Source organism: Paenibacillus lutrae (assembly GCF_009757775.1).
In the GTDB taxonomy this organism is placed as follows: domain Bacteria; phylum Bacillota; class Bacilli; order Paenibacillales; family NBRC-103111; genus Paenibacillus_F; species Paenibacillus_F lutrae.
The window spans coordinates 275,150-288,087 of the sequence record NZ_RHLK01000001.1; the positions used below are offsets into that span (position 1 = coordinate 275,150).

Here is a 12,938-nt window from a genome sequence, read left to right on the forward strand (position 1 = left end):
TCCTTCCGGCTACAAAGCACCCAATGAGCGGGTAATGCTTTCCAGCTCTTCCAAGGTAAGTTCCGCATCTCTGAATTCCGAAGCTGTTTTCTCGTTCTCAGTGCGGCTTGTGCAGTGTTCAATAGGTCGGTAGGTCAAAGCATCCGCTAACTTCTCTATGGTTGGACGACGGAACAACTCCTTCAGCTCCGCCTCGTAGCCGTGGCGCTGCAACCGTGCAGCCACCTGAAGCGCCTTGACCGAGTCGCCGCCGAGGTCGAAAAAGTTATCCCGGATACCGATATTTTGTACACCCAGAACATCTTCCCATACGGCGGCAAGCAGCCGCTCTCGTTCCGTGCGGGGTGCGGCATAGTCCACGCCTAACGCTGCTGTGAACCCTTCCGGCGCGGGCAGCGCCAGCCGGTCGATCTTGCCGCTGGGCATCAGCGGCATAGCGGCGAGCTGCACGAAATGCGCCGGGATCATGTAGCCCGGCAAGAACGAGCTGAGCTCGTCACGCAGTCCGCTTACGGTAAGCGATTCACGCGAGGCAATGTAGGCGCATAGCTGCTGGCTGCCGTCCGCCGCTTGGCGAGTAACGACCGCGGCATCGTCAACGGAACACATGCGCCGAAGCTGCGCCTCGATTTCTCCCAGTTCGATCCGGTGACCGCGAATCTTCACCTGATGGTCGATCCGTCCCAGACACTCGACCGTCCCATCGGGCAGCCAGCGTGCCAAGTCGCCCGTTCTGTACCATTTTCCTGCCGAATTCAAGGGACAGTCTATAAATTTCTCGGCTGTCAGCTCCGGCTTCCCGATGTATCCGCGGCCCACACCGTCTCCGGCGATACACAGCTCTCCGGCGACGCCGGTAGGCTGAAGCCGGCCGCATCCGTCTATAATGTACAATTGCGTATTGCCGATCGGCTTACCGATGACGATCTTCTTTTCTCCCTTGACGATCCTATCTTCCTCATTTCTATTTTCCTCATCTCTTTCTTCCCCATCCAAGCGCTGCACGCTTGACCATACGGTTGTTTCCGTTGGGCCGTACATGTTGTACACCGCACCTATCGCATTCGCTGCTTTCAGATCACGAAGCAGCGTTTGTGGAAAAGGTTCTCCCCCGACAAGCAGCAGACGGGGTCGTTGCAAGCTTTGCGCTGTGGGCGGATAGTCCAGCAGCATCCGCATTCGTGACGGCGTTGCCTGTATCCCGTCCGCTTGCTCAATTAATCGGCTCAGCATGCTGGGGTCCTGCTGCGCTTCCTCATCGGCCAGAATGACCGTGCATCCGTAAGACAGCGGTACTAGCGTCTCCAGCACGAAGATATCGAACGATACGGATGTTAACGCCAGCATCGTTCTTATCTCGCTCATCCTAAGCCGCTCTTCCATGGAGTGGATGAAATTGATGACGTTGCGATGCTCGATGATGACACCTTTGGGCTGCCCGGTCGAACCGGATGTATAGATCACATACGCCGAATCACCGGCCGTGGCGGACGGGGGCAGATTAGAGCCGTCCTTTGCATAAATACCTGCTTCGTCCGTATATAAGATCGTTCCGCCATAACCGCTGCTGCCGTCGGTTTTCTCCAGGAGTTCGGACAAGCTGCGCTGTGTGAGCAGTACGCTCGTTCCGCTGTCGGCCAGCATATAGCGGATTCGCTCCCGAGGATAAGCCGGATCTATAGGCACATAAGCGCCGCCAGCCTTCAAGACAGCCAGCAGGCCGACCAGCAGCTCTGCGGAGCGATCCGTCAGCAGCCCGACAGTCCGGTCCGGCCCCACGCCATGATGGCGCAAAGTCCTTGCCAAGCGGTTGGCCCGCTCGTTCAGTTCGCTGTAGCTTAGCCGCTCTTCCCCGGCGATAAGCGCCGTTTGATCCGGCGTCCGCTCTGCCTGCTCCTCTACGAACCAGTGAACCGTCCGGTCCTTCGGATAAACCATCACCGTGTCGTTGAAGGCAATCGTCAATTTGTTCGTCTCTTCCTTCGTTAGCAGCTCGAACTCGGAGATCTTCGTCTGGGGGACTCGCACCGCTTGTTCCACGATCCGTAAGAAGTACCCGACCCATCGCTCAATCGTTTCCCTTTTAAAAAGGCTTGTTTTGTATTCCAGGGAGCATCGCACGACGCCTTGAGCCGTCTCCACCGCGTACAGACTCACATCGAACTTGGCGAACGGATGGATGTAGTCCGCCGAAGTAAAGCCCAGATTAGACAGTTCTTCCGACGCGGAGCCTTCCATATTTTGCAGGACAAGCATGGCGTCGAACAGCGGATTGCGGCTCCAATCGCGAGGAAGATTCAGCGTTTCCACCAGTTCTTCGAACGGATAATCCTGATGCTCGAAAGCATTCAGGGACGCCTGGTTCACTTCCTGTAAGTAATCGATGAAAGAAAGGCTTCCTTCCGTTCTCGTCCGGATCGCCAGCATATTGATAAACACGCCCAGGACAGACTGCAAATCCGGATGATTTCGACCGGCAACCGGCGTTCCCACAATAAGCTCATCTTGGCCGGATAATCGGGACAGCGTAACGGAATAGACGGCAAGCAGCGTCATGTACAAGGTGCTGTCCGCTGCCGCCGCAAGCTGTCTTAACCGCGTGTTCAGCTCCGAGTCGATGATAAAGTCCACCCGGTCTCCGGCGAAGCTCTGTTCAGCCGGACGGGGATAGTCGGTAGGCAGCATCAATACGGGCAGCGCTCCCTCCATCGCTTGGAGCCAATAAGATTGCTGCAACGTGTACAGATCGGCTTGATTGTGCTGCCAGACGGCAAAGTCCTTGTACTGAATTTGCAACGACGGAAGCTGATCGCCTTCATACAATTGAGCGAATTCCTTCATGAGGATGGACATCGATGTCCCATCCGAGATGATATGCGGCATATCGAATAATAGCAGATGGCGATCCTGCGCAAGCTCAAGCCATCCCACACGCAGCAGCGGAGCCTGGCCAAGATCAAACGGACGTACAAATTCGCCAATGCGCGCCTCTATTTCTTCCCTGCTTGCTCCCCCATGCTCATCATCAAAGTCTACGCTAGGCTTCACACGCTCCACTTCAAAATGTACATCGCGATGTACACGCTGCACGGCTTCGCCGTCTACCAGCTCAAAGCTTGTTCGCAGCATTTCATGGCGGGCAATCAGGCTGCGGCACGTCTCCTCCAGCCGGTTCATATCGAGTGCCCGCTCGATGCGGATCACGCCGGGCATGTTGTAGCTGATTCCTCCACCTTCCAACTTGTTCAGAATGAACAACCGCTTCTGTGCGGAAGAAAGTGGATAATGGTCCCTCTCAGGGGTCACCGGGATCGATACGTAACCTGTCTGTTCGATAGAGGTGAGGTAAGCGGCCAGTTGTTCGATCGTCGGCGACTGGAACACGGCTCGCAGCGGCAGCTGCTTGCCCATCTCCTTGTAGATGCCCGACACCAGGGTCGTTGCCCGCAGCGAGTGCCCGCCGATCTCGAAGAAGTTGTCTTTCACCCCGATGGCTGCAATGCCCAGCACGTCTTGCCAGATTTCCGCCAGCTTCTTTTCCGTCGCCGTTCGTGGAGCCACGTATTCCGCACCGGTCTGAACGCTTCCTTCGGGCGCAGGCAGCGCCCGCCGGTCGAGCTTCCCGTTTGGCGTCAGCGGCAGCCGCTCCATCTGCATCAAGTACGATGGCATCATATAGCCCGGCAGCTCCTCCGCCAGCGCGCTTCTTATGTCGCTTACAGGCAGCGCTCCGTCCGCTACGAAGTAGGCGCACAGGAACTTGTGTCCCGCCTCGTCTTCGCGGGCGATCACCACCGCTTCTCGTACGGAGTCTATTTTCTGCAGTTGCGCTTCTACCTCGCCAAGCTCAATCCGGTGACCGCGAATCTTCACCTGATGGTCGATCCGGCCCATGTACTCGATGTTCCCGTCCGGCAGCCATCGGGCCAGATCCCCCGTCCGGTACAGCCGCTCTCCCGCCGCAAACGGGTGGTCGATGAACTTCTCTGCGTTCAGCTCGGGACGGTTTGCATATCCCCGGGCTACCCCTTCGCCTGAAATGCATAGCTCCCCGGCCACCCCGATCGGCTGCAGCTGGAAGGCTGGGTCCACGATCCATATCCGGACGTTCCCCATCGGTTTGCCGATCGGAACGTTGTTCCGCGTACCTGCTTCCGCATTTGTGGTGAAGGTTGTTGCGTACAAGGTCCCTTCCGTCGGGCCATAAATATTTTCCAGCTTTGCCGTCATCGATAGTTTATGATACTGCTCCACCGACCGGGCCGGAAGCGCCTCCCCGCAGGCGAAAATGTACTTCAAGACCTGGTTTGGAGCACCGTCTCCCAACTGCTCCAGAATCGGCAACCATGCGCCGAACATTGACGGCACAACGTTGACATGCGTGATGCGCTGTGCCCGAATTGCTTGAATTAACGAGGCCGGATCTTTCTCCAGTCCCGGTTGTAAGATCATGAGCCTACCATTGCCAAAAAACCAGCCAAACAACTCCGCAACCGACACATCGAACGTGTAAGCCGTTTTTAACAGGTAGGCATCGCCTTCCAGCATCGGATACGCACGTTCCAACTGCGTCAAGATGTGCACGACCGACCGGTGCTCGACCATAACCCCTTTAGGCTTGCCCGTTGATCCCGACGTGTAGAGGATGTACGCCAAATCACCTGCGGCAGCTGCTGGCTCCAGATTCGAACCGTCTCCGTCGTAGACCTGCGGATCATCCAGATCCACGAGCTTCCCGTTGAAGGGAATGCGCTCTCGCAGATGGCTCTGCGCCACCAGCACCGTTGCCCCCGAATCGTCCAGCATGCTGCGGATACGCTCCTGCGGAAACTCCGGATCAATCGGCACGTACGCGCCCCCGGCTTTCAAGATGCCGAATATGCCGATGATCATCTCCAATGAACGTTCAACCAGCATGCCGACAGGTGTGTCAGCCTGCACGCCTGCAGCCCGCAGCGTGCGCGCAAGCCGGTTTGCCCGTTCGTTCAGCTCCCGGTAGGTCAGCGCCTCATCGCCATACACAACCGCCACCTGCTCGGGTATGCGCGCGACCTGTTCTTCGAACAACGCATGGAGCGTCTTGTCTTTTGGATAATCCGCAGCCGTATCGCCCCATACCTCAACAATCTGCGCTTTCTCTTCCGGCGTTACGATGGCGATGGACGCAAGCTTTGTCTGCGGCTCGTCCACGATGACGTCTACTACTTGCACAAAGTGTTGCGCCATCCGTTCGATCGTCTCCCGCTTATACAGCGCGGTGCTGTATTCGAGACGGCATTCGATCGCCCCCGCATCCTCGGCCGCCGTCAGCGTCAGATCAAACTTGGAAACGCCGGGCTCATTCCCGTACGGCTCAAGCTCCAGTCCTTCAAGACGCAACTTCCCTTGCTCTGTATTTTGCAGAATAAACATCGTGTCGAACAGCGGGTTGCGGCTCAAGTCCCGGCTCACGTTCAGCTTTTCGACGAGTTCCTCGAATGGATAATCCTGATGCTCAAATGCCCTTAGCGCACTTTCTTTTACCTTCTGCAAGTAAGCCTGGAAGGTGCTCTCCCCTTCCGGAACATTGCGAAGTGCGAGCGTATTGACAAACATCCCGATGATCGGCTCCAGATCCGCATGCGGCCTTCCGGCAATCGGCGTTCCGACCACGATATCCTCTTGCCCGCTATATTTACCGAGCAGCGTCGTATAAACGGCGAGCAGTACCATATACAGCGTCGATCCCGTTTGTGCGGCAAGCCGGCTCAGCCCCTCGCTTCGATGCGGATCAAGCGTAAACGTCGCCGTGTCTCCCCGGAAGCTCCTTGCCGCAGGCCGCGCATAATCCGTCGGCAGGTTCAGCACCGGAAGTTCACCGCTTAACACGTCCAGCCAGTACGCTTCCTGCTTTTTCATTTGCTCGCTTGCAAGTCCCGCTTGCTGCCAAACTGCGTAATCCTTGTACTGGATGCGCAGAGTGGGCAGTTCTTCTCCCGCGTACAGCCGGATGAACTCCTCGGTCAGAATGCCCATGGATACGCCGTCGGAGATCATATGATGCATGTCGAACAGCAGCAGATGACGGTCCCGCTCCAGTTCTATCAATCCCACCCGGAGCAGCGGTGCTTGGCCGAGATCGAACGGGCGAACGAACGCGTTGACCCTATGCAAGACGTCCTCTTCCGTTACCGTTCTCGCTTCTCCGGCTGCTTGTGTTTCCGTTTTTCTTACTGTTTTTCTTTCCGTTTTATATTCCGTTTTGCTTTCCGTTCCTGCCGCATTGTTTGCTTCTCCAGCTTCAATCTGTGCAAGCCGCGTGACTTCCAACGCGAACGGCACCTGCTCTTGTATGCGCTGCACCGGCTCCCCGTCCACGATCGTGAACGACGTCCGCAGCGATTCATGGCGTGCGATTAATCGACGGAACGCCAGCTCGAGCCTCTCCACATCGAGCGGTCCCGTAATGGTGTATACGCCCGGCATGTTGTAGCTTAACTCAGCACCTTCCAACTGGTTCAAGATATACAACCGCTTTTGTGCGGAAGAAAGTGGGTAATGGTCCCTCTCAGGGGTCAGCGGGATCGATGCATAGCCGGTCTGTTCAATGTGGTTGAGGTAAGCGGCCAGTTGTTCAATCGTCGGCGATTGGAACACAGCCCGCAACGGCAGCTGCTTGCCTATCTCCTTATAGATGCCCGACACCAGGGTCGTTGCCCGCAACGAGTGCCCGCCGATTTCGAAGAAATTGTCCTTCACCCCGATGGCTGCAACGCCCAGCACGTTCTGCCAGATTTCCGCCAGCTTCTTTTCCGTCGCCGTTCGTGGAGCCACGTATTCCGCATCGGTCTGAACGCTTCCTTCGGGCGCAGGCAGCGCTCGACGGTCAATCTTCCCATTCGGCGTCTGTGGCAGCCGCTCCATCTGCATCAAGTACGATGGCATCATATAGCCCGGCAGCTCCTCTGCCAGCGCGCTTCTTAGGTCGCTTACAGGCAGCGCTCCGTCCGCTACGAAGTAGGCGCACAGAAACTTGTGCCCCGCCTCGTCTTCCCGGGCGATCACCACCGCTTCCCGTACGGAGTTTACCTTCTGCAGCTGCGCTTCTACCTCGCCAAGCTCAATCCGGTGACCGCGAATCTTCACCTGATGGTCGATCCGGCCCATATACTCGATGTTCCCGTCCGGCAGCCATCGGGCCAGATCCCCTGTCCGGTACAGCCGCTCTCCTGCCGCAAACGGGTTGTCGATGAACTTCTCTGCGTTCAGCTCGGGACGGTTTGCATATCCTCGGGCTACCCCTTCGCCTGAGATGCACAGCTCCCCGGCCACCCCGATCGGCTGCAGCTGGAAGGCTGGGTCCACGATCCATATCCGGACGTTCCCCAGCGGTTTGCCGATCGGAACGTTGTTCCGCGTACCTGCTTCCGCATTTGTGGTGAAGGTTGTTGCGTACAAGGTCCCTTCCGTCGGGCCATAAATATTTTCCAGCTTTGCCGTCATCGATAGTTTATGATACTGCTCCACCGACCGGGCCGGAAGCGCCTCCCCGCAGGCGAAAATGTACTTCAAGACCTGGGATGGCGCGTCGTCTCCCAACTGCTCCAGAATCGGCAACCATGCGCCGAACATTGACGGCACAACGTTGACATGCGTGATGCGCTGTTCCCGAATTGCTTGGATTAACGCGGCCGGATCTTTCTCCAGTCCCGGTTGTAAGATCACGAGCTTGCCATTGCCGAAAAACCAGCCGAACAACTCCGCAACCGACACATCGAACGTGTAAGCCGTTTTTAACAGGTAGGCGTCGCCCTCCAGCATCGGATACGCGCGATCCAACTGCGTTAAGATGTGAACGACTGACCGATGCTCGACCATGACCCCTTTAGGCTTGCCCGTTGAGCCCGACGTATAGAGGATGTAAGCTAAATTGCTCGCGGTAGCTGCCGTCTTCAAATTCGAAGCGTCTCCTTCGTACGCTCGCGGATCGTCCAGATTAACAAGCTTCCCTGTAAAGGGGACGCGCTCTTGCAGATGGCTCTGCGACACCAGCACCTTTGCCTGAGAATCCTCCAGCATGCTGCGGATACGCTCTAGCGGAAACCCGGGATCGATCGGCACGTACGCGCCCCCGGCTTTCAAGATGCCGAATATGCCGACGATCATCTCCAATGAACGTTCGACCAGCATGCCGACAGGGACGTCTGCCTGTACGCCTGCAGCCCGCAGCGTGCGCGCAAGCCGGTTTGCCCGTTCATTCAGCTCCCGGTAGGTTAGCGAAGCATCGCCATACACAACCGCCACCTGCTCGGGTATGCGCACAGCCTGTTCTTCGAACAGCGCATGGAGCGTCTTGTCTCTCGGATAGTTGGCCGCCGTATCACCCCATACGTCGATGATCTGCGCTTTCTCTTCCGGCGTTACGATGGCGATGGACGCAAGCTTCGTCTGCGGCTCATCCACGATAACGTCAATGACTTGCACGAAATGCTGTGCCATCAGCTCGACGGTCTCCCGCTGAAACAGCGCGGTGCTGTATTCCAGGCGACATTCGATTGTTCCCGCATCCTCGGCCGCCGTCAGCGTCAGATCAAACTTGGAAACGCCAGGCTCATTGCTGTACGGCTCAAGCTCCAGCCCTTCGAGACGAAGTTTTCCTTGCTCTGTATTTTGCAGAATAAACATCGTGTCGAACAGCGGGTTGCGGCTCAAGTCCCGGCTCACGTTCAGCTTCTCGACGAGTTCCTCGAATGGATAGTCCTGATTCTCAAACGCTCGCAGCGCGTTTTCTTTCACTTTCTGCAAGTAAGACTGGAAGGTGTTCTCCCCTTCCGGAGAATTACGGATTGCGAGCGTGTTGACGAACATCCCGATAATCGGCTCCAGATCCGCATGCGGCCTTCCGGCAATCGGCGTTCCGACTACGATATCCTCTTGCCCGCTATATTTACCGAGCAGTGTCGTATAAACGGCGAGCAGTACCATATACAGCGTCGATCCCGTTTGTGCGGCAAGCTGGTTTAACCTCTCGTTTCGCTGCGCATCCAGCGTAAATGCTACCGTGTCTCCCCGGAAGCGCCTTGCCGCAGGCCTCGCATAATCCGTCGGCAGGTTCAGCACCGGAATTTCTCCGCTGAACACGTCCAGCCAGTACGCTTCCTGCCCGTTCAATCGCTCGCTTGGGAGGCCCGCTTGCTGCCAAACGGCGTAATCCTTGTACTGGATACGCAGAGGCGGCAGCCCCTCTCCCGCGTACAGCCGGACGAATTCCTCCGTCAGAATGCCCATGGATACGCCGTCGGAGATGATATGATGCATGTCGAACAGCAGCAGATGGCGATCCCGCTCCAGCTCGGTCAATCCCACCCGCAGCAGCGGTGCTTGGCCGAGATCGAACGGGCGAACGAACTTGTTTACCATAAGCAAGATGTCTTCATCCGCTAACGTTCTCGCTTCTCCGGCTGCTTGCGTTACCGTTTTGCTTTCATTTCCTCCCGCTTTGTCTGCTTCTTCGGCTTTCGCCTGTGCAAGCCGCATGACTTCCAGCGCGAACGGCACCTGCTCCTGAACACGCTGCATGGGCTCCCCGTCAACAACCGTGAACGTCGTCCGCAGCGATTCATGCCGTGCGATTAATTGGCGGAACGCCAGCTCCAGCCTTTCCACATCGAGCGGTCCCGTAATAATGAATGCGCCCGGCATGTTGTAGCTCAGCTCCGCGCCTTCCAACTGGTTCAAGATATACAACCGTTTTTGAGCGGAAGCAAGGGGGTATTCAGCACGAGCTTCCACTGGCTCGATCCATGTGTGGGGTTGTTGCTCCATCCCTTCCAAAACCAGCGCAAGCCGTTCCGGTGTCGGCAGCTCGAAGATCATCCGCAGCGAAACATTGACGTCCAGTTCCTTATGCATCCGTGCAACGAGCATCATCGCTTTTAGCGAATGCCCTCCAAGGCTGAAGAAGTCGTCTTTCACGCCGACTCGTTTCACGCCAAGCACATCTTGCCAAAGCTCTACCAACTGCTTTTGAAGCATCGTACGTGGCGGGACGTAGGCTTGACCGACCAACGTGCCGGTATCCGGTGCTGGGAGCGCATGACGGTCAATCTTCCCGCTTCGCGTGTGCGGCATTCGCTCCAAGGATACAAAGAACGAAGGGATCATGTAGCCCGGGAGCTGCTGCTCCATATCATGACGCAATGCCGATGCATCGAACTCCCCTTCGGTCACCACATAAGCGCATACATACATATCGCCCCGCTCATCCTGTCGGCCGACGACCGCAGCTTCCTTCACCGCTTGCTGCTCAAGCAGCACGGACTCAACTTCTCCAAGCTCGATCCGATAGCCTCTCACTTTCAATTGATGGTCGGTCCGTCCCATATATTCCAGCGTCCCATCCGGCAGCCAACGGGCCAAATCCCCCGTTCGGTACATGCGCTCCCCGGGATGAAACGGGCTTATGCCAAATTTGCTGGCCGTCAGATCCTTGTCATTGATGTATCCTCGGCCGACGCCTTCTCCGGCAATGTACATCTCCCCAGTCACACCCTGTGGCTGCGGTACCATACGCTCATCCACAACGTAGATGCGCGTATTGCTGATGGGCTTGCCAATCGGGGGCCGGTCGGCAATCTCCTCATTCGGGTGGATCGTTAACGCAGTCACAACATGCGTTTCCGAAGGCCCGTAATGATTATGTACATACATACGATGATCGCGTATATATGCCTTCAACTGGGGGGGGACAACCAAGGGTTCTCCCGCCGTTACCAGATGCTTGACGCATTCGGGAAAACGATCCACATACGTTTTTTCGGTAAATATAAAATGCAGTAAAGAAGGCGGCAAAAACCATACCTCAATATGCTGCCGGGAGATATACTCCAGCAACGGAGCAATATCCCGTCTGAGCTCCTCGTGAACGATATGTAGCTGCCCTCCTGCAAGAAGAGTCGAGAACATCTCTTGATAGCAAACGTCAAAGCTGCAAGCGGCATATTGCAGCACATGAGCGGTGAAGTCGATATTCGTTTTTGTATATTCGAAGTAAAGCAAGTTCACGATATTTCTATGTTCCAGCTGCACGCCCTTGGGTTTCCCTGTCGTACCGGACGTGTAGATGACATAGCACAAGTCGCTTGGAAGATTGACAGAAGAGAGATTGCCGGCACTTTCCTGAAGAATATGCTCATCTTCCAGCCACACAATCTGATGCTGTGACGCCAAGCGGTGACCGGCAAGACATTGCCGCTGACTAACGATAAGCGATGCTCCACTATTGTGTAGCATATGGTTGATTCTGTCGGAAGGGAGATACGGATCAATAGGTACGAACGCGCCACCGGCCTTCATTATTCCAAGAACGGTAACCACAAGCTCTAGGGAGCGCTCCAACATCAAGCCGACAATGCTTTCTCGCTGCACGCCGCGCTTGCGAAGCAGGGCAGCTAATCGGTTTGCTCGCTCGTTCAACTCCCGATACGAAAGACTTTCTTCGCCGAAAACGACCGCTATATGATCGGGCGTCTGCACTACCTGCTCCTCGAATAACTCGTGAAGCGTGCTCCCTCGCGGATAGTCAGCTGACGTATCGTTAAAGTCGGTCAATACCAAATTCGTTTCCTCTTCCGTCATGAGGGATATGTCTGCAATCTGCGCATTCGGATGATGAATAGTTTGGCTTGCGATGAGGAGAATTTGCCGGATCAGCCGCTTCACTTCCTGATTCGTGAACAGCTGCGTGCGATAGTCCACAAACAAGCGCAGCTTCTGTTCGTCTATCATGTCTACCACATGAATGTCACAATCATTGATCGTATGTCCGCAGAACTGCTTGTCAATCTGAAGACCGATTTCATTCATATCCAGCCAGCTCATTGTTCGATATTGTATCGAAACACCGAATAACCGTTCTATATTTTGGTTATTATGCATCTCCCGAAGATCTTGAATTAACGTATTGTAAGGGTATTTCTGGTGGCGCAAAATCGAGGCCTGTTCCTTGCCCACCATCTGCATGAATGGAACTATCTCCATTTCTGGGTTAACGAACAGCCGGGTAGGGACAGTGCTTACGAACATCCCTACCGTATCCTTTTCCTTCTTCGTTGTCCGGTTGGCGTAGATCGTGCCAATGGCGATATCATTTTGCCGGGTTGTTTTATACATGTACATATACAAAGCCGCTAAGAAAAACGTAAAGATACTTATCTGGTGCTGCGCGCAAAATGCTTTTACACCTTCATAAAGATCATTTTCCAAGGTTATGCCTTCACTAATGGCAGTTGTACTGCATGTAAAAGGATTGTAAGACTTTAATCCGATAACCTCGGGCAGACTGCCGAATTTGTCCAGCCAGAACGCGCGGTCTTTTTGGAAACGTCCCGATTTTTCATATTCCTGCTCCGTGCAAATATAGTCGATAAAGCTGTTTGTATCCTGATTCGGTACCCCTTGGCCGCTGGTTAGGCACACATAATTGTGAAGGATTTGATTCGCAATCAGACTCATGGAAACGCCATCGGAGATGATATGATGCATGCTCAGATGGACCCAATACTGGTCATCGTTCACTTTCAGAAGCGTGAATTCGAATAACTTGGAGTCTAGAACGTGAATGGCTTTCGTGCCGTGAAGACGCAGCCACTCGTCAGCACCCGATTCCTTACCGGCTCCGGAGAAATCGAAGATCGGGATTTCCGACTCTGTGTCAGTGTTTAACCACTGCTTCGGCACGCCGTTGTCATGACCGATCTGGATACGAAACGCATCGTTCTGCTGTATTACAAGCCAGATAGATTGCTTTAGCACATCCTCATGAAGAGGTCCTCTCATCATAGCTATTCCGGAGACAATGCCCGCCGTTGTGTTTGGATACAGAAGATCGGTATACCATATCCGTAGTTGGGCTTGTGTTAAAGGCTGTGTTACCAGATCAATGCTACTCATTTGGTTCC

Annotated in this window: 1 protein-coding gene; it reads right to left on the reverse strand. The window is 55.3% G+C overall.

Going from position 1 to position 12,938, the window contains the following annotated elements; translation table 11 throughout:
- Positions 1 to 9: 9 nt before the first annotated feature.
- Positions 10 to 12,930: a non-ribosomal peptide synthetase gene (locus EDM21_RS01170; RefSeq protein WP_157332097.1), complete on the reverse strand. Its 12,921-nt coding sequence runs from the start codon at positions 12,928 to 12,930 to the stop codon at positions 10 to 12.
- Positions 12,931 to 12,938 lie beyond the last annotated feature (8 nt).

Bases quoted from the DNA above. Each gene is read 5' to 3' on its own strand.
- EDM21_RS01170 (WP_157332097.1), bottom strand. From the start codon at position 12,930: ATGAGTAGCATTGATCTGGTAACACAGCCTTTAACACAAGCCCAACTA.